The 18393-nt window shown below is 67.2% G+C and carries 19 protein-coding genes; 11 read left to right on the top strand and 8 right to left on the bottom strand.

Going from position 1 to position 18393, the window contains the following annotated elements; translation table 11 throughout:
- The first annotated feature begins 90 nt into the window (after positions 1–90).
- Positions 91–813 carry a phosphate signaling complex protein PhoU gene (gene phoU / locus ACYVG2_RS16710; RefSeq protein ID WP_460782027.1) on the top strand — a complete coding sequence of 241 codons (723 nt, stop codon included), beginning with the start codon at positions 91–93 and terminating at the stop codon, positions 811–813.
- Between the two features lie 76 nt (positions 814–889).
- Here phoU and ACYVG2_RS16705 read toward each other — a convergent pair whose 3' ends face one another.
- Entirely contained in the window at positions 890–1639 is a 750-nt protein-coding gene (locus ACYVG2_RS16705) for a phosphoglyceromutase (protein ID WP_460782026.1), read from the bottom strand.
- A 34-nt stretch (positions 1640–1673) separates the two neighbouring features.
- Between ACYVG2_RS16705 and ACYVG2_RS16700 the strand changes: the two genes are divergently transcribed.
- Positions 1674–2510 carry a methyltransferase domain-containing protein gene (locus tag ACYVG2_RS16700; protein ID WP_460782025.1) on the top strand — a complete coding sequence of 279 codons (837 nt, stop codon included), beginning with the start codon at positions 1674–1676 and terminating at the stop codon, positions 2508–2510.
- On the opposite strand, the gene ygfZ is transcribed toward ACYVG2_RS16700, so the two are convergent.
- The 3 genes from ygfZ to ACYVG2_RS16685 all read right to left on the bottom strand — a co-directional run bounded on the left by ygfZ (position 2489) and on the right by ACYVG2_RS16685 (position 4677).
- Positions 2489–3613 (bottom strand): CAF17-like 4Fe-4S cluster assembly/insertion protein YgfZ, encoded by a 1125-nt coding sequence (ygfZ, locus tag ACYVG2_RS16695; RefSeq protein WP_448967471.1) that lies wholly within the window; start codon positions 3611–3613, stop codon positions 2489–2491. The two genes, ACYVG2_RS16700 and ygfZ, sit on opposite strands and share 22 nt — an antisense overlap.
- 2 nt (positions 3614–3615) lie before the next feature.
- Positions 3616–4218, bottom strand: a complete 603-nt coding sequence (locus ACYVG2_RS16690; RefSeq protein ID WP_460782024.1) for a nitrobindin family protein — start codon at positions 4216–4218, stop codon at positions 3616–3618.
- Positions 4219–4386: 168 nt separating this feature from the next.
- Positions 4387–4677 (bottom strand): hypothetical protein, encoded by a 291-nt coding sequence (locus tag ACYVG2_RS16685; protein WP_448967469.1) that lies wholly within the window; start codon positions 4675–4677, stop codon positions 4387–4389.
- A 139-nt stretch (positions 4678–4816) separates the two neighbouring features.
- Between ACYVG2_RS16685 and ACYVG2_RS16680 the strand changes: the two genes are divergently transcribed.
- The 7 genes from ACYVG2_RS16680 to pstB all read left to right on the top strand — a co-directional run bounded on the left by ACYVG2_RS16680 (position 4817) and on the right by pstB (position 12953).
- Positions 4817–5500 carry a winged helix-turn-helix transcriptional regulator gene (locus ACYVG2_RS16680; protein ID WP_460782023.1) on the top strand — a complete coding sequence of 228 codons (684 nt, stop codon included), beginning with the start codon at positions 4817–4819 and terminating at the stop codon, positions 5498–5500.
- A gap of 54 nt (positions 5501–5554) precedes the next feature.
- Positions 5555–7720 (top strand): RNA degradosome polyphosphate kinase, encoded by a 2166-nt coding sequence (locus ACYVG2_RS16675; RefSeq protein ID WP_460782022.1) that lies wholly within the window; start codon positions 5555–5557, stop codon positions 7718–7720.
- Entirely contained in the window at positions 7717–8688 is a 972-nt protein-coding gene (locus tag ACYVG2_RS16670) for an NUDIX hydrolase (protein ID WP_460782021.1), read from the top strand. Before ACYVG2_RS16675 ends, ACYVG2_RS16670 begins: the two co-directional genes overlap by 4 nt.
- A 142-nt stretch (positions 8689–8830) precedes the next feature.
- Entirely contained in the window at positions 8831–9934 is a 1104-nt protein-coding gene (pstS, locus tag ACYVG2_RS16665) for a phosphate ABC transporter substrate-binding protein PstS (protein ID WP_460782020.1), read from the top strand.
- A gap of 134 nt (positions 9935–10068) precedes the next feature.
- Entirely contained in the window at positions 10069–11037 is a 969-nt protein-coding gene (gene pstC / locus ACYVG2_RS16660; protein WP_460782019.1) for a phosphate ABC transporter permease subunit PstC, read from the top strand.
- Between the two features lies 1 nt (position 11038).
- Complete coding sequence (gene pstA, locus ACYVG2_RS16655; protein ID WP_460782018.1) at positions 11039–12124, top strand: phosphate ABC transporter permease PstA; 1086 nt, start codon at positions 11039–11041, stop codon at positions 12122–12124.
- 49 nt (positions 12125–12173) lie between these two features.
- Positions 12174–12953 (top strand): phosphate ABC transporter ATP-binding protein PstB, encoded by a 780-nt coding sequence (pstB, locus tag ACYVG2_RS16650; protein WP_448967463.1) that lies wholly within the window; start codon positions 12174–12176, stop codon positions 12951–12953.
- 291 nt (positions 12954–13244) lie between these two features.
- On the opposite strand, the gene ACYVG2_RS16645 is transcribed toward pstB, so the two are convergent.
- The 4 genes from ACYVG2_RS16645 to sigK all read right to left on the bottom strand — a co-directional run bounded on the left by ACYVG2_RS16645 (position 13245) and on the right by sigK (position 16329).
- Entirely contained in the window at positions 13245–14129 is an 885-nt protein-coding gene (locus ACYVG2_RS16645) for an aminodeoxychorismate lyase (RefSeq protein WP_460782017.1), read from the bottom strand.
- A gap of 190 nt (positions 14130–14319) precedes the next feature.
- Positions 14320–14949, bottom strand: a complete 630-nt coding sequence (locus ACYVG2_RS16640) for a DNA-directed RNA polymerase subunit beta (protein WP_448967461.1) — start codon at positions 14947–14949, stop codon at positions 14320–14322.
- Positions 14950–14968: 19 nt separating this feature from the next.
- Positions 14969–15733 carry an anti-sigma factor gene (locus ACYVG2_RS16635; protein WP_460782016.1) on the bottom strand — a complete coding sequence of 255 codons (765 nt, stop codon included), beginning with the start codon at positions 15731–15733 and terminating at the stop codon, positions 14969–14971.
- The gene (sigK, locus tag ACYVG2_RS16630; RefSeq protein WP_448967459.1) at positions 15730–16329 is read right to left on the bottom strand and encodes an ECF RNA polymerase sigma factor SigK; all 600 of its coding nucleotides are present in this window, start codon (positions 16327–16329) and stop codon (positions 15730–15732) included. Before sigK ends, ACYVG2_RS16635 begins: the two co-directional genes overlap by 4 nt.
- A gap of 156 nt (positions 16330–16485) precedes the next feature.
- On the opposite strand from sigK, the gene ACYVG2_RS16625 reads away from it, so the two are divergent.
- Entirely contained in the window at positions 16486–17142 is a 657-nt protein-coding gene (locus tag ACYVG2_RS16625) for a fasciclin domain-containing protein (RefSeq protein ID WP_448967458.1), read from the top strand.
- A 697-nt stretch (positions 17143–17839) separates the two neighbouring features.
- Complete coding sequence (locus ACYVG2_RS16620; RefSeq protein ID WP_460782014.1) at positions 17840–18388, top strand: type 1 glutamine amidotransferase domain-containing protein; 549 nt, start codon at positions 17840–17842, stop codon at positions 18386–18388.
- The last annotated feature ends 5 nt before the right edge of the window (positions 18389–18393 follow it).

Below are 18393 nucleotides of genomic sequence, written 5' to 3'. Positions count from 1 at the left end.
GAACACAATCGCCTAGGGCGTGCGCACACTGCAGCGCCCGCCATCAGCCGGCCGGACCGCCCGAGCTCAGAACGAAAGGTTGCGCCGCTCATGCGTGAACTCTTCCATCAGTCCCTCGAGGATGTGCAGTCCCGTCTCGTGGAGATCGCCGACCTCGTCAACGTCTCCATCGACAAGGCCACCCGCGCCTTCGCGACCGGCGATGTCGCACTCGCGGAGGAGGTCATCGCCGACGACGCGAAGATCGACGCACTCGCCGTGAAGCTCGACGAGCAGGCGATCGAGATCCTCGCCCGCCAGCAGCCGGTCGCCCGCGACCTGCGCATCGTCGTCTTCGCCCTCCGGGTGAGCGCTTCGCTCGAGCGCATGGGCGACATGTCCGAGCACATCGCCCAGCTGGCCCGTCTGCGCTTCCCGGAGCGCGCCATCCCCAAGGGCCTGAAGAGCACGTTCACCCGCATGGGTGAGCTCGACGTCGAGATCGCCCGCACGCTCAGCGAACTGCTGCGCACGCAGGATCTGCGCTTCGCGGACGACATCCGCAATTCGGATGACGATGTCGACGAGCTGCACGCCAAGGTCTTCGAGAAGGTGCTCAGCGACAATTGGAAGGGTGAGGCGGGCGCCACGGTGGATGCCACCCTCGCCAGCCGTTACCACGAGCGCTTCGCAGACCACGCCGTCGCGATCGCCAAGAAGGTCGTCTACCTCGCGACCGGCGATTGGGCCGTCGACGAGGAGGACATCGCGCTCGCCGCAGCCGAGGCTCAGGAGGCCGAGGGACAGAGCCCCGACGGCAAGGGCCTCGCCTGATCCGTCCCATTGCACTAGACGAAGGAACCCCCTGCAGAAGCTCTGCAGGGGGTTCCTTCGTAGTGGGCAGCGGTGGCTACTTCTTGCCCTGCGATGCGACAGCGGCAGCGCCCGCGGCAGCGGCCTCCGGATCGAGGTAGCGTCCGGGCCCGGTGGGCGCGTTGTTCTCATCCAGCTCGTACACCAGCGGGATGCCGGTGGGGATGTTGAGTTCGGCGATCGCGTCGTCGCTGATGCCGTCGAGGTGCTTGACGAGACCGCGCAGCGAGTTTCCGTGCGCGGTGACCAGGACGGTCTTGCCCGCCTCGAGGTCGGGAACGATCGCGCTCTCCCAGTAGGGCAGCAGACGATCGATGACGATCTTGAGCGACTCGGTGCGAGGAACCTCGCCGTCGATGCCCGCATAGCGAGGATCGTTCACCTGGCTGAACTCGCTGTCATCGTCGAGCAGGGGCGGCGGCACGTCGAACGATCGGCGCCACAGCTGGAACTGCTCAGGCCCGAACTCCTCGAGCGTCTGCGCCTTGTCCTTACCCTGCAGCGCGCCGTAGTGACGCTCGTTGAGGCGCCACGAGCGGGTCACAGGGATCCAGAGCCGATCGGCGGCATCCAGCGCGATGTCCGCCGTCTGGATGGCGCGGCTGAGCAGAGAGGTGTGGAGCACGTCGGGAAGCAGACCGGACTCCGCGAGCAGCTCGCCGCCGCGACGGGCCTCGGCCTTGCCCTGATCGGTGAGGCGGACATCCACCCAGCCGGTGAAGAGGTTCAGTTCGTTCCACTCGCTCTGGCCGTGGCGGAGCAGGATGAGGGTGCGCGTCGCAGTCATGCGTCCAGTCTATGAGGTCTGGGAGAATGGACGCATGGCGTCATCCCCGCTCGGCCGCCCCACCAGGGGCACCACGGGGACCAACCGACTCCGCCGCAACGACCGGTGGATCGCGGCGAGCACCGCGTTGCGCACTGCGGATGATCCACTGGTCATCGACCTCGGCTACGGCGCGAGCGGCGTCACCGCGTTCGAGTTGGCGGCACGACTCGTCAGAGTGCGCCCCGACGCCGAGGTGATCGGCTTCGAACTCGACGCGGAACGCGTGGCCACCGCGCGCTTTCAACTCGAAGAGGTGCGGGCCGGACGCACGGCGTTCTCCCCGACTCTGCCGGTCGCCTTCGCCCGTGGCGGCTTCGAGGTGCCGCTGGGCGGATCGAGGCGTCCAGTGGTGATCAGGGCGATGAACGTGCTGCGCCAGTACGACGAGACCGATGTGCCCGATGCCTGGGCGTCCATGACCGCCCGTCTCGCACCGGGCGGACTCCTCGTCGAAGGCACGTGCGACGAGATCGGGCGTATCGCGAGCTGGGTCGACGTGTCGGCTGCCGGCCCGGTCCGGTTCACGATCTCGCTCCGGGTCGCGGGGCTCGAACGGCCGGGCATCGTCGCCGAAAGGCTGCCCAAGGCACTGATACATCGCAATGTGCCCGGCGAGCGCATCCATGCTCTGCTCACCGACCTCGACAGCGAGTGGGACAGATCGGCGGCGCTGTCGACGTTCGGCGCCACCCAGCGCTTCCTCGCAGCGGTCGAAGGCCTCAAGGAGCGCGGCTGGCCTGTCCTCGGCGACCGCAGACGCTGGCGACTCGGAGAGCTGACAGTGCCTTGGGAGGCCGTGGCACCTGGTCAGGCGTTACGCGGGTCCTGACCGGCGGGGCGCCGGGAGAGCCTTGTCAGCCGAGGGATGTCGGCTGTCGCGCCGGCGTCCGCCGGCACGATCACCTGCTGCGCGGCGGCGACGTCGATGCCGCCGGCCCTGACGATCAGGTCCCCGATCGGCGCACGGCGCGAGAGGATCGCCAGGGCGATCGGACCGTCCTCGTGATGCCGGGCCACCGACGTGACATGGCCCACCTCGTCGTCGGCGGCGAACACCGCGGCGCCGGGCTCAGGGAGCACATCGTCGCTCCCGTCCAGCTGCAGCGCCGCCAGCCGGCGCGGTGGATGCCCGAGATTGTGCACCTTCGCGACCGTCTCCTGACCGCGGTAGCACCCCTTGCTGAGGTGCACGGCACTGCGGATCCAATCCGACTCGTGCGGCAGCGATCGTTCGTCGACCTCGCTCGCCCACCGTGGCCGCCAGGCCGCGACGCGCAGCGCCTCGGTCGCCAGGACCCCGGCGGCATCCAACCCGGCACCCTCCATGCGGTCGATGACGGATGCCGCAGCATCCGCATCCACGATCGCCACGCGCCAGGCGTAGTCGGCCGACGGGTGCTGCTGGATCGTCGAGTACTGGTGCCCTCCGAGCTGGACCGCCGACCACGGGTCGGCCCAGATCAGCGGAGTGCCGTTCGGGGACGATGCCAGTTCGCGCATGACCGACTCCGCCTCGCCACCGGCGAAGAAACCGAGCAGCGCGAGCTCGGCACGGACCGTGACCGTGACGCGGGAGCGGAACACCATGCGCTGCAGCCAGGCGGCGAGCGCGTCGGCATCAGCGGCATCAGCGATCAACCAGACCGATGAGCCGTCCTCGAGCACACCCGCGGCGTGTTCGACGCGCCCCTGAGGGTCGAGGATCAGCAGTTCGGTGCTGTCGCCCGCAGCGAGCCCGGCGACCGACTGCGACGTGATCGAGTCGAGCCAGCTCAGACGGTCTTCGCCAGCGACCTCGATGACCGTGCGATCGCCGAGGGGCGCCAGCGCCGTACCGGCGATGAGACGCCGCTGCTCCCGGATGGGGTCTCCGAGATGCAGGACGACCTCCCCCTCGGTGACCGCACCGGGCAGCGCGGAGAACCCGCTCATCATCAGACCTTCGCCAGTCGCGCGGACGCGTGCGAGGCGAGCTCGGTGCCGAGAGCGGCGATGTCCCATGCCCACAGCAGGTGCCCGTCGACGAGGCCGTACATGCGACTCGCCGCGCGATAGTCCTTGCTGCCCTCGCCGCGCACGATCGCATCCGTCGCGATGTCGATGCGAGGACCGTTGATCTCGCCCAGGTAGAGCTCGAGCATGCCGTCGGAATGCGCGATGGACACCTCGAGCGGGAAGCCGCCGGATGCCGCTCGCAACTGCTCCACGTCGTCCACCGTGCGCGCGGCCGCACTCTCGACGGGCGGCAGCAGTGCCGGGCCCGCATCAGCGGGAGTGGCGGGGCGGGCGAGCCTCCAGAATCCGGTCTCCGCGACCAGCGCGACGGAGGGTTCGCCCTCGGCACTGGCCATCCACCCGGTGGCCGAGTAGTTCAGGTAACCCGTGCCGTCGTGACTGAAGCTCACGCGGTGCGTGAACTCGCCCTCGAAGCGTTGTCCGTCGGCAGTGTACTCGATGACCCCGGTGCCCTCCCAGACGCCGATGAGCCAGCTCAGGGGCGCGAGATCTGCCGGTAGGTCGGTGGGAAGTTCGAGCATCGACACTCAGCTCAGCGCTGACCGCGGAACAGGTTCCACAGCACGGTGCCGGCCACGAAGGCGATCGCGAGACTCGCAAGGCCCAGCAGACCGATGAAGAAGAGTTCGAGTGCGACGAGATCCATGCCCTCTACTCTACCCCTGGGCCGTGCGCGCGCGGCGAGAGCGTCAGACCGGAACCAGAGCCGCCAGCGCGAACCCGGCGGAGACCACTCCCAGCAGCAGGAGCGCGCCTGTCACGCTCGCGGCGGTGCGGAAGATGAAACCCTTCGTCTGCCCGTACCAGAGCTGCAGCGCGAACGAGAGCAGCACGGCACCGCCGAACCCGACGATCAGCCACTGCACGCGCCACTGCATCGGCACGAAGATCCCGATGGCGACTGCGGCGATGAGCGCCGCGCCCCACACGATGACGACGCCGCCGAGGGGGCTGCGCGGCGCGAGAGCAGGATCGGACATGCCTCCATTGTCACCCATTCGGCGGCGGATGACGCGATGCGCGTCATCACGATCCGCGGCGCTGGGTATCATGGGGCGCACGGCGTCGTACCCGATCGCCGTTCAGGGCGACGGTTCCCGCAGCCCGGAAGGAAAGCGCGTGGCCCTGCTCCTGGTTCTGACCTCAGCTCCCGCAACGGAGCACGTACTGCCCGCCCTGGAACTGCTGAGCCACCGCGTACGGCAGATCCCCGCAGAGCCGGCCCACCTCGTCAGCGCACCCGAGAGCGACATCGTGATCGTCGACGGGCGCCACGATCTCTCAGCGGCGAAGTCGCTGTGCAAGCTGCTGCGCACGACCGGGCAGGACGCCCCGCTGCTGCTGGTCGTGACCGAGGGCGGGATGAGCGCCGTCTCCGGCGACTGGGGCATCGATGACGTGCTGCTGACCGACGCCGGCCCCGCCGAGACGGATGCCAGGATCCGTCTCGCGATCGCGCGCGGCGAGGCCGCGGCGGAACCCGCCAGGGTGCAGGCCTCCGGCGTCACGATCGACGAGCAGTCGTATTCGGCGAAGCTGCACGGGAGGGCGCTGGATCTCACGTACAAGGAGTTCCAGCTGCTGCACTTCCTCGCGACGCATCCCTCACGCGTGTTCACGAGGGAGCAGCTGCTCAGCGAGGTCTGGGGCTACGACTACTTCGGCGGCACACGAACGGTCGACGTGCACGTGCGGCGCCTGCGCGCGAAGCTCGGCGATCAGGAGCAGATCATCGGCACCGTGCGCAACGTCGGTTACCGGTTCAACGTGTACGACGAGGATCAGCTCGCAGCTTCGCGGTGACACGGATCCGTCCCGTTCACGCGCGTGTCACCTCGCGATGCCAAGATGTACTCCATGATCGATTCCGCGCTCGCCGACGCCGGGCTCGGTGATGCCGAAGACGATGACTTCGACGCCATCGAATCCCCGGACTCCCTGCTGCCAGACCATCGTTACCACGACCGCGAGGTCAGCTGGCTCGCCTTCAACCAGCGGGTGCTCGAACTCGCCGAGGACCCGACGCTCCCCGAGCTGGAGCGCGCGAACTTCCTGGCGATCTTCGCGAGCAATCTCGACGAGTTCTTCATGGTGCGCGTCGCGGGACTCAAACGACGCATCGTCACCGGCCTCGCCGTTCCGACGAACGTCGGGCGCTCCCCCTCCGACGTGCTCGCCGACATCTCCCGCGAAGCCCACGCGCTGCAGCTGCGTCACGCCGCCGCGTGGACCACGCAGGTGCGTCCGGCCCTCGCCGACGCCGGGATCGAGATCACCGAGTGGGACAGCCTCACCGAGGCGGAACGCGCCGCGCTCACCGAGTACTTCCAGCTGCACGTCTTCCCCGTGCTCATGCCGCTCGCGGTGGATCCTGCGCATCCCTTCCCGTACATCTCCGGCCTTTCGCTGAACCTCGCGATCCGCATCCGCAATGCGCGCACCGGACGGCAGGAGTTCGCCCGCCTCAAGGTGCCACCCATGCTGCCGCGTCTGGTCGAAGTGCCGGGCGGCAGCGAGATCACCCGCTACCTCCCCCTCGAAGATCTCATCTCCAATCACCTGGGCGACCTCTTCCCCGGCATGGAGGTGCTCGACCACCACGCGTTCCGCCTCACCCGCAACGAGGACGTCGAGATCGAGGAGGACGAGAGCGAGAACCTCATCCAGGCACTCGAGGCAGAGCTGCTGCGTCGCCGCTTCGGCCCGCCGATCCGTCTCGAGATCGCCGACGACATGGACGAAGTGACCCTCGATCTGCTGATCAAGGAACTCGACATCACCGACCAGGAGGTCTACCGCCTGCCGAGCCCGCTCGATCTGCGCGGTCTCTTCTCGCTCTCACGTGTGAACCGGCCCGACCTGCGCTACCCGCCGCATCTGCCGACGACCGCCGTGCCGTTCCAGCCCACTGGTTCGAACAGCCGCGCCGACATCTTCGCCGCCATCCGCAAGGGCGACGTGCTGGTGCACCATCCGTACGAATCGTTCGCGACGAGCGTGCAGGCCTTCCTCGAGCAGGCGGCGCGCGACCCCGACGTCCTCGCCATCAAGCAGACCCTGTACCGCACGTCGGGCGACAGCCCCGTCGTGCAGGCTCTGATCGATGCGGCAGAGGCGGGCAAGCAGGTGCTCGCCCTCGTCGAGGTGAAGGCCCGCTTCGACGAGGCGAACAACATCGTCTGGGCGCGCAAGCTCGAGAAGGCCGGCGTGCACGTCGTGTACGGCCTGGTCGGACTCAAGACCCATTGCAAGCTCGCCCTCGTCATCCGCGAGGAAGACGGGATGCTGCGGCACTACTCGCACGTCGGCACGGGCAACTACAACCCGAAGACGAGCCGCGTGTATGAGGACTTCGGCCTCTTCACCGCGGACGCGCAGGTCGGAAAAGACCTCACCCGTCTGTTCAACGAGCTCAGCGGGTACGCGATCGAGAAGAAGTTCAAACGCCTTCTCGTCGCGCCGCTGCACCTGCGCAAGGGTCTCCTGCGCCAGATCGACAACGAGCGCAAGAACGCGGAGGCGGGCAAGGCCTCGCACATCCGCATCAAGGTGAACTCGATGGTCGACGAGGAGATCATCGACGCGCTCTACCGTGCGAGCCAGGCGGGCGTGAAGGTCGACGTGTGGGTGCGCGGCATCTGCAGCATCAAGGTCGATCTCCCCGGGATCAGTGACAACATCACCGTGCGCAGCATCCTCGGGCGCTACCTCGAGCATTCCCGGATCTTCGCGTTCGAGAACGACGGCGACCCGCAGGTGCACATCGGCAGCGCCGACATGATGCACCGCAACCTCGACCGTCGCGTCGAAGCGCTCGTGCGCGTCACCGATCCCGCGCACGTCAAGGAACTGCTGAGCTTCTTCGACCTCGCCATGGACGACACCACGAACTCCTGGCATCTGGGAGAGGAGGGCGTCTGGACGCGCCACTCCGAGGATGCCGAGGGCAATCCGCTCGTCGACCTGCAGGATAAGACCATGAGCCAGATCCGACGACGCCGGCGCACCCGCACGGTGCGATGAACGCGATGGCGTACGCGAGCGAGGTGGTCACATCCGACAAGGCCGTGTACGCGGCCGGCGCGGTGGTGTGGCGCCTCGTCGAGGGAAAGCTCTGCATCCTGCTGATCCATCGCACGAAGTACCGCGACGTGACGCTGCCGAAGGGCAAGGTGGACCCCGGCGAGATGCTCGCTCAGACGGCGGTGCGCGAGGTTCATGAGGAGACCGGCATCCGGGTGCATCTCGGTGTGCCGGTGGGCGTGAGCCGTTACTTCATGCGTCCCAAACGGCAGAAGGTCGTGCACTACTGGGCCGCGGAGGCAACGGAGGAAGCCATCCGCGACTCCACGTTCGTGCCCAACAACGAGATCGCGGCGCTGGAATGGGTGAGCACGAAGAAGGCGCGGGGGCGCCTCAGCTATCCGGTCGACCTCGAGATCCTGGACGAGTTCGAGCGTCTCGTCGATGACGGCATCCTGCACACCTTCCCGATCATCGCGCTCCGGCACGCGAAGGCCGTCCCGCGAGGGGAATGGGACGGGTCGGATGCGTCGCGCATCCTCACGGATCGCGGCCGCAGGCAGGCCAAGGCGATCGTCGCGCCGCTGCGCGCGTTCGGCGTGCGCAAGATCATCACGAGCGATGCCGTGCGCTGCGTGCAGACCGTGACACCTCTCGCGAAGAACCTGGACCGCAGACCGGTCGAGACCGAGTTGATCAATCAGGACGCGTGGGAGGACGGCCGCTCCGACGTGCGCGCCGTGATCGGCAAGCGCGTGCGGGCGCGCAAACCCGCAGTCATCTGCAGCCACGGCCCCGTGCTGCCCGACATCCTCAGTGAGATCGCCCTCGCGACAGGCACCATGCAGGGCTCCTACCTCGGCAGCGCCTCCGCGCTCGAGGTCGCGGCATTCTCCGTCGCGCATCTGTCGGCGACGAATCCCGGTTCGGGCATCATCTCGATCGAGACGCACGTTCCCAAGCCCTGATCCCACCAGGGCGCCACCCCAAGGGGTTGCCAGTCGTTCACCTGCTGTTTACCGAGCCGGGAGAGTCTCGTTAACCGCCGCACATAGCGTCACTGTGTGCCCTGCACCGGGCCTCACCCATTCAACGATCGAAGGATCCACAGTGAAGATCTCCCGAATCGCTCGCATCGGCGCCGTCGGCGCCGCAGCAGTTCTCGTCCTCGCCGGCTGTGCCGCGAACGAAGGCGGAACGCCTGAGGGCTCCGAAGAGCCGTCCACGTCGACTCTCACCGGCTCCGTCGAGGCGACCGGCGCCTCCTCGCAGGAAGCAGCCCAGCAGGCATGGGTCGCCGCCTTCCAGACCTCCAACCCCGACACCACGGTGAACTACACCGCCACGGGCTCCGGCACCGGCCGCGAGAACTTCCTCGCCGGCTCGTCGAACTTCATCGGCTCCGACCGCGCGTTCAACGCCGAGGAGATCGCCGCCGGCGGCTTCGGCTCCTGCACCTCCGACGAGATCGTCGAGATCCCGGTCTACATCTCCCCGGTCGCCGTCGCGTTCAACCTCGAGGGCGTCGACACGCTGAACCTCGACGGCGCGACCATCGCGGGCATCTTCGCCGGCACCATCACCAACTGGAACGACCCGGCGATCGCCGACCAGAACCCCGACGCCACGCTTCCCGACCAGGCGATCGTGCCGGTGCACCGCGCCGACGCGTCCGGCACGCAGGAGACCTTCACCAGCTACCTCGAGGCCGTCGCGCCCGACGTGTGGACCAACGAGGCCAGCGACGAGTGGCCGCTGTCGACGGGTGAGGCTGCTGACGGCACCTCCGGCGTCGTGAGCGCGATCACCAACGGTGTCGGCTACATCGGCTTCGCCGACGCGTCGCAGACCGCCGAGCTCGGCCAGGTCGCCGTCGAGGTCGAGGGCGAGTACGTCCCGTACTCCGCCGAGGCCGCTTCCGCGCTCGTCGCCGCTTCGCCGCTCGAAGAAGGCCGTTCGGCTCACGACCTCGCCTTCGCGGTCGACCCGGCAGCTGCTCCCGCCGGCTCTTACCCGATCGCTCTGGTGTCGTACCTCATCGGCTGCGTCGAGTACGAGGACGCAGAGGTCGCCTCGCTCGTCAAGGCGTACTTCGAGTACGTCGCATCGCCTGAGGGCCAGGACGTCGCCGCAGAAGCTGCCGGCAGCGCCCCGATCTCCGACGACCTCCGCGAGAAGGTCACCGCCGCGATCGACGCGATCGTCACCGAATAACACGATCCCTCAGTCCTAGGCTGAGCCGTGATGAAGCCCCCGCGGCACTGGTCAACAGATCGAACCAGTGCCGTGGGGGCACGCGCATGAACACACCCAGCAACATCCCTCCGAACACCCGTGGAGCCACGCAGATGACCACCACCACGACGGATACCGAGAGCACCCGTTCGCCCGTGTCACCGAAGGCCGTGCTTCGCCCTGGAGATCGCATCTTCTCCGGCACCGCCCTCAGTGCCGGCATCATCATCCTCATCACTCTGGCCGCTGTCGCCGTGTTCCTGGTCGTGCAGGCCATCCCGGCGTTCGCCCCGGACACGTCCGACAACCACATCCTCGAGGGCCAGTCCTTCATCACCTGGGTGTGGCCGTTCGTCTTCGGAACGCTGTGGTCGAGCCTGATCGCTCTGGTCATCGCCGCCCCGATCGCGATCGGCATCGCGCTGTTCATCTCGCACTACGCGCCGCGCAGGCTCGCGGGCCTGCTGGGCTACATCATCGACCTGCTCGCGGCCGTCCCGTCCGTCGTGTTCGGCCTCTGGGGCGCCCTCACGTTCGCCCCGATGCTCGTGCCGTTCTACAAGTGGCTCAACACGAATCTCGGCTGGATCCCCATCTTCTCCGGCACCCCTTCCGGCACCGGCAAGACGATCCTCACGGCATCCCTCGTGCTCGCGGTCATGATCCTGCCGATCATGACCGCCATCTGCCGTGAGATCTTCCTCCAGACGCCCAAGCTGCACGAGGAAGCCGCGCTCGCGCTCGGTGCGACCCGCTGGGAGATGGTGCGGATGGCCGTGCTGCCCTTCGCCCGCAGCGGCATCGTCTCGGGTGCCATGCTCGGCCTCGGTCGCGCACTCGGCGAGACCATGGCCGTCACGCTCGTGCTCTCGCCCCTCGGCATCGTCACCTTCAACCTGCTCAACCCGGAGAACCCCACGACGATCCCGGCGATCATCGCGCTGCGGTTCCCCGAGGCCCACGATTCGGGCGTCAACACGCTCATCGCAGCCGGTCTGATCCTCTTCATCGTCACCTTCGCGGTCAACTTCGTCGCACGCTGGATCGTGTCGCGTCGTGCCGAGTTCTCGGGAGCAAACTGACATGACCGCCATCGCCATCACCCCCACCACCCACACGACGAGTGCGGGTCATCTGCCCAAGTGGGCTCCCTGGGCTCTCCTCGCCGTCTGCTTCGTGATCGCAGGCACGATCTTCGCCTTCGCCAATGCCGGTGGTGACCCAGCCGACTTCAACATCGCCATGACGCTGGTGGTCGGGATGGTCCTCTACATGGGGCTCATCTTCGTCGTCTCCACGGTCGCCGAGAGCCGACGTCACGCGACGGACCGCCTGATGACTGCTCTCGTGTCGGCAGCGTTCGTGGTGGCGCTGCTCCCGCTCGTCTCGTTGCTCTACACCGTGGTCATCAACGGTCTCGCCCGCTTCGACGGCGAGTTCTTCAGCTTCTCGATGCGCAACATCGTCGGAGAGGGCGGCGGCGCGATCCACGCGGTCTGGGGCACGCTGCTCATCACGCTGGGAGCGACGATCATCTCCGTGCCGATCGGCCTGATGACCTCGATCTACCTCGTCGAGTACGGCGAGGGCAAGAAGCTGGCACGCGGCATCACGTTCCTCGTCGATGTGATGACCGGCATCCCCTCGATCGTCGCCGGTCTGTTCATCTACTCGGTGTTCGCGCTCATCATGGGCCCCGGCACGCGCATCGGCATCATGGGATCTCTGGCGCTGTCCGTGCTCATGATCCCCGTCGTCGTGCGCGGCTCGGAAGAGCTCCTGCGCATCGTGCCGAACGAGCTGCGCGAAGCCGCATACGCGCTCGGCGTTCCGAAGTGGCTGACGATCATCAAGGTCGTCATACCGACGGCCATCGCCGGCATCGTGACGAGCATCATGCTCGCCATCGCCCGCGTCATCGGTGAGACGGCGCCGCTCCTGCTCACCGTCGGCATCGTGCAGGGCATGAACCTCAACATGTTCAGCGGACAGATGTCGACGCTTCCGGTGTTCTCGTACATGCAGGCCAAGTATCCGGGTCTTCCCGCGGACGCGTACATCGACCGTGCATGGGCATCCGCGCTCACGCTCATCCTGATCGTGATGGTCCTCAACCTCGCCGGTCGCCTGATCGCCAAGGTCTTCGCCCCCAAGATATCCGGCCGCTGAGCCGACTCCACTCTCCAGACTGAACTTTCCCGACCGAAGGATCTCTCAGATGTCCAAGAGCATCGAAGTAAACGACCTCAACGTCTACTACGGCGACTTCCTCGCCGTCGAGGGCGTCAGCATCGACATCAAGCCCAACACGGTGACGGCGTTCATCGGCCCGTCCGGCTGCGGCAAGTCGACGTTCCTGCGCACCCTCAACCGCATGCACGAGGTCATCCCCCGTGCCCGCGTCGAGGGCGAGGTGCTGATCGACGGCAAGAACCTCTACGGCGCGAACGTCGACCCTGTTCTCGTGCGCCGCCAGGTCGGCATGGTGTTCCAGCGGCCGAACCCGTTCCCCACGATGTCGATCAAGGAGAACGTGCTCGCCGGCGTCAAGCTCAACAACTCTCGCATGGCGAAGAGCGACCAGGAGGCCCTCGTCGAGCAGTCGCTGCGCGGCGCGAACCTCTGGAACGAGGTCAAGGATCGCCTGGACAAGCCGGGCTCTGGACTCTCCGGCGGACAGCAGCAGCGTCTGTGCATCGCCCGTGCGATCGCGGTCTCCCCCGACGTGATCCTGATGGACGAGCCGTGCTCCGCACTCGACCCGATCTCGACCTTCGCGATCGAGGAGCTCATCGCCGAGATCAAGACCCAGTACACGGTCGTGATCGTCACGCACAACATGCAGCAGGCGTCTCGCGTCTCGGACAAGACCGCGTTCTTCAACATCGCGGGCACCGGCAAGCCGGGCAAGCTCATCGAGTACGACGAGACCGCGACCATCTTCACGACGCCGTCCGTTCAGGCGACCGAGGACTACGTCTCGGGCCGCTTCGGGTAAGCCCCGCCCCGCCCTCCGGAAAACCCAGACCAGCTGGCGTGTCCTCGGCGTGTCGCACTGCGACACACCGAACGACACCAAGTCGGTCTGGGTTTTCCCATTGATGAGTGGTTCTGCACAGGATGCGGAACCGGCCGCTTGTGCACGGAGCGCGCCTTCGCGGCCCCGAACTGCAGGGACGACGAGTCAGGATCGTGGCCATGTCGTTCATGGCTGCATCCGCAGCGCTGCGATCTCTGGGCCCCGTGCATCGACCGGGATCGCGCGCCCTGTCGTCAGGCCCCGGACGGATCAGTCGCGGGGCGAGAGGAGGTACCGGTTCAGTTCCGACGTCAGCGCATGGTCGACCGGAAGCTCCACACCGTCGACGGACACGATGGGCGCGGCGAGACGGACGCTGGAGACCAGCCACGCGGCATCCGCACGCGCGAGGTCGGCCGCCGGGATGCGGTCGTAGCCGGTGTCGAGACCGCGGCCGCTCAGGTGCTCGTACACGCTCAGCTGCGTCGTGCCGTGCAGGATGCCCCCGCTGGGCGCGGGAGTCGTGAACCGGTCGCCGAAGCGGAGGATGAGCGATGCCGTGGGCGCCTCGAGAACGAAGCCGTCGCTCGAGAGGAAGATCGCATCATCGGCTCCCCTGCGATGAGCCTCGCGCAGCGCAGCCATGTTCACGGCGTACGAGAGCGTCTTCGCACCCAGCAGCAGCCAGGGCGCCCGCTCCGCCGTGTCGAGGCCGTACCCCCGATCGAGGGTGACGACCTTGACACCCTGCTCGCGGACGGCGGAGAAATCGGATGCCGGTGCCGCAGTCACCCACGCGGTCGGGGTGGGTCCGTGCTCGACGCCGCGGCTGAGGATGAGTTTGATCACGGCCTCCCCCGCCGGGCACTCCGCTGCCGCGACCGCGACGGCCTGACGCCACTGCTCCTGGTGAGGCACCGGCAGGTCGCACAGCCGTGCGGAATTCGCCAGGCGCTCCAGATGCGGGATGACCTCCTGCGCGTGCCCGTCGATCACACCGATCGATTCGAACACGCCGTCGCCGCGCTGCGTGCTGAGCTCGCCCACGCTCAGCGCCGGTGCCGCCGCATCCACGACGGTGAACGTGTCGGCGTAGTCGGCGCGCTCCTCGGAGGCGTCGACGGGATCGATGATCAGAGCGAAGCGCCGGGTCATACAGCGACTCTACGGCCACGACCCCACCGGGAATACCAGCGACGTGCGGACGTTACAATGGAGTGGCCGGGCCGCATAACCCCGGGCTCCAAACATTGCCGCTGCGAGCGGCCTTCCGCCGAGAGGCGTTCTTGCGGCCCGGTCTTTCCATGTCAGGACGCCCTACCCGCTCCCGACGTACGCACAGCCGTCAGTTCAGTCCGCCGCTGCGCCACAGTCCGGCCGCAGCGCTCAGGTCGCCGGCGTAGGTGTGCAGCCGCCTGGCTCGAGCCGTGAGTTCGCTGGCGCGCTCCGGTTCGGTCGCCTCGTAGTCGTCGGCGGTGTGCGTCGCTCCCGAGACCTGCACGCGGCAGAATGCCGCCGCGCGCTCGAGCGCGACCGAGAAGTCGCCGCGGAACACTCCTCGGAGGATCGTGTCGATCAGCACCACGATCTCCTCGGGGTTCGCCGGCACCGGCGCACCGGCGACGAGCGCATCCACCGATCCGAGTTCGACGCGACCGCGTTCGTACAGCAGCGCAGATGTCTGCGGATCGCTGTGAATCGCGAGCTGCAGCAGGTACAGACGCCACAGGGCACCGGGCAGGGAGACCGCCGGCGCGGTGGCCCACAGCTCCGCGATGTCATCGATGCCGTGCTCGGCCGTGAACGCGATCATCCGCTCCGCGCTCTCGCCGCTCTCGTCCTCGCGGGCGCGTGTCAGCAGAGCGGATGCCGTGGCATGAGCGACTCTCGTCGCCTCGGCGGAGTCCGAGGATCCCACGAGGTTGTCGAAGGATGCCGAGGGTCGGCGGACGGGACGGTGGAACTGCTCGGGCATCCGTCCAGGGTACTCGCGCTCAGGCGGTCGGGATCGCGATGATCGGATCGCTCGTCGGCTGCCCCGTGGGCGATCCGCCCGCCGGCTCCACCGTGACGGCGATCACGTCGCCTTCGTGCATGGCTCCGTCGAGCAGGGCGGTGGCCTCACCGGCATCCGCCTCGAAGAGTCCGGCCGGCACTGGTCCGTCGTCGTCGCGCACGAACCAGAGTTCGTACGTCTGATCATCGCTGAGAGGCTCGAGGCCGTCCGCGACGAGAACCGCGCTGCCCACAGACGCCGACCAGTGCGCGGTGGCGACGGCACCGGTGTCCAGCTCCACAGAGGCCTGCTGCGCGTCATCGGCCGACTGGATCTCCTGCAGGGCGACGACGGATGCCGGCGTCGCCAGCTGCGATGTGAGCGCTGCGACCCCGAACCCCAGTCCGACGAGGAGTACGAGGCCCGCCGCGAGTCCGAACAGAGTGCGCCCCCAGCGGCGCGGCGGACGCAGGAACGGTTCGTCGGCGTCGGGGATCGACGCTTCTGATGGATGCGGCTCCTCCGCATCATCGCCCTGCGGCATCGTGGCGATCTGCGCCAGCAACCCGGCGCGGATCTCCAGCGGCGGCGGCACGGCCGGCGAGGCATCCGCGAGCATGTGGGCGGTCTCGGCGTCGTAGTCCGCTATGGCCCGCCATTCGGGGTGGCTGGCGAGGGCATCCGTGAAACGCCGCTCGTCGGCGTCCGAGAGTGCGCCCAGGGCGTGTCCCGCCGCCAACTCCGCGAACTCCTTCTCGTTCATGCGTTCACCCCCATTTCACTTCTCAGACGCGAGAGCCCATCTCGCATCCTCGTCTTGATCGTTCCCAGTGGTGCCCCGATCAGCACCGCGATCTCACTCTGGCTGTACCCCCCGTAGTACGACAGGACCAAGGCCTCCCGTTGCGGCTCGGGGAGCGTTGCGAGGGCTGCGACGACCTTGCCTCCCTCGATGCTCAGTTCCACCTGCTCGGCGACACTGTCATGCGAGACACCGAGATCGCGCATCCCGACCCGCACATCACGGTCAGCGCTGGACTGGGACGCACGTACCCGATCGACCGCCCTTCGGTGAGCGATCGTGAGTACCCACGTCCTGCCTTGACCCTTGTTCGGAGCGAACCGCCCGGCGGATTGCCACACTTCCAGAAAGACTTCCTGGAGCACTTCCTCGCTCTGCGACCGGTTGACGAGCACACGGAGGATCAGTCCGAAGACACGAGAGGAGAGCAGATCGTACAGGTCGGCGAAGGCCCGCTGATCTCCCGCGGCGACGCGGACGAGGAGGTCGGCGGCGAGATCTCCCGCCGAACCGTCCTCCGGCATGTCCACGCCGTCAATGACCATCCACACAAGCATGCCGTATCGCGCGCGTCGCGTGCTGTTCCCTCGCCCGACGGCGCATCATCCGCCGGACGAAAAGTTTCTTCGATCCGCTCCCATCCGATCCTGGAAGGGCTCCGAAGAATCCTCGACACCGCGGGAATGCCGCGGTTCCGATTCCCGGAGGTAGACATGTTCAGCACCAAGAAGAAGATCACCGCAGCTCTTTCCCTCGGCTTCGTCAGCGTTCTCGTGCTGTCGGGTTGTTCGATGAGCTCGGACACGGCCGAAGAGCCGACGGAGCCCACCGCACCTGAGACGTCGGAAGAGGCGCCTGAGACGATGGACCCCGCAGCGAACCTCGTCGGTCCCGGATGCGAGGCGTACGCCGAGGCAGTGCCGGACGGCGGCGGCTCGATCGAGGGCATGTCGCAGGATCCTGTGGCAGTCGCCGCATCGAACAACCCGCTGCTGAAGACGCTGGTCGCCGCAGTCAGCGGACAGCTCAACCCCGATGTCGACCTGGTCGACACTCTCAACGGTGACGAGTTCACGGTGTTCGCACCGGTCGACGAGGCGTTCGCGAAGATCGACCCCGCCACGATCGAGGCGCTGAAGACCGATTCGGCCACCCTGTCGTCGATCCTCACGTACCACGTGGTCCCCGGCCAGATCTCTCCCGAGGACATCGCAGGAATGCACACCACGGTCCAGGGAGCCGACCTCGAAGTCACCGGCAGCGGCGACGAGTGGATGGTCAACGACGCGAACGTGATCTGCGGTGGAGTCCAGACCGCGAACGCGACCGTGTACCTGATCGACACGGTGCTGATGCCGCCGGCTGCGTAAGGAAGGATTCCGCGCCTGGGGAGGCCGGAACGGGGGGGGCGACGCGGTCGCCGGCGAAGCTGTGTCGCCGGCGGCCGCGTTCTGTCGTCCAGGACTCAGGCAGGTCGAGTGCCGCCGTCCGATTCGAACCGGCCCCGACGCCCGCTAGAATGGAAGTACGGGCCTCTAGCTCAGTTGGCAGAGCATCGGACTTCAACATAATAGGAGCGCCTCGAGGGAAACCTCGAGGATGACACCACTCAAAGTCGGGGAACCCTTCCTGGGAAACCAGTTGGCGATCCCGAGCCAAGCCGGATGCAAGTCCGGAAGGTGTAGAGACTGGACGGGTGGCACCTACAGCGAAAGCCAAGGTGAAGGGACAGTCCAGACCACGAACGTCCGACGGACGGCGGCGAAAGTCGAAGTGGTATGTTAATCCGCGGGTCATGGGTTCGAGCCCCATGGGGCCCACCGTATTCGAGGTCAGACCTCGGCAGTAACGTGCCAGCATGAAGATGTGCGGCACGTGCCAGAAGGTCAAACCCCTGACCGCGCGCATGGGGAGCAACTGGCGTTCGGCCGCTGCCGGCACGGCCATTGATCCGGAGCTCTAGCACGGGCCGCGCGCATCGGCCACCCCCTTCACGGCATCCGCCCTCGACGGGAGAGTCGAAGCGTCCCGACCGGGACGATCCACTCACCGCGAAAGGAGTCAATGATGGCCCAGCTCACCGACAAGCGCGTCGCGTTCCTGGCGACGAACGGCTTCGAGGACAGCGAACTCACCAGCCCCTGGGATGCCGTGACCGGCGGCGGCGCATCCGCCCTGATGATCGCGCCAGAGGGGGCGGAGATCACGGGCAAGAACGGACACATCCAGACGGTGGATCTCTCCTCCGCCGATGCTTCTGCAGACGACTTCGACGCGCTCGTGCTTCCGGGCGGCGTCGTGAACGCCGATCATCTGCGGCTGGACAAGCCCTCGATCGCTTTCTCACGCGCCTTCTTCGAGCAGCACAAACCGGTCGGGGTGATCTGTCACGGATCCTGGATCCTCATCGAGGCTGATGTGGTCAGCGGTCGCACGCTGACCAGTTACCCCAGTCTCGCCACTGATCTTCGCAACGCCGGAGCAGCCTGGGTCGATGAGGAGGTCGTCGTCGACCAGGGGTTGGTCTCGAGCCGCACCCCTGATGATCTCCCCGCATTCAACTCCAAGGTGATCGAGGAGATCGCCGAGGGAAGGCACTCCGGCCAGACGGCGTGACCGCG

This window comes from Microbacterium shaanxiense (assembly GCF_054779995.1).
Note: the sequence above shows the minus strand (reverse complement) of the source record. Positions and strands in the feature narration are given on the sequence as shown.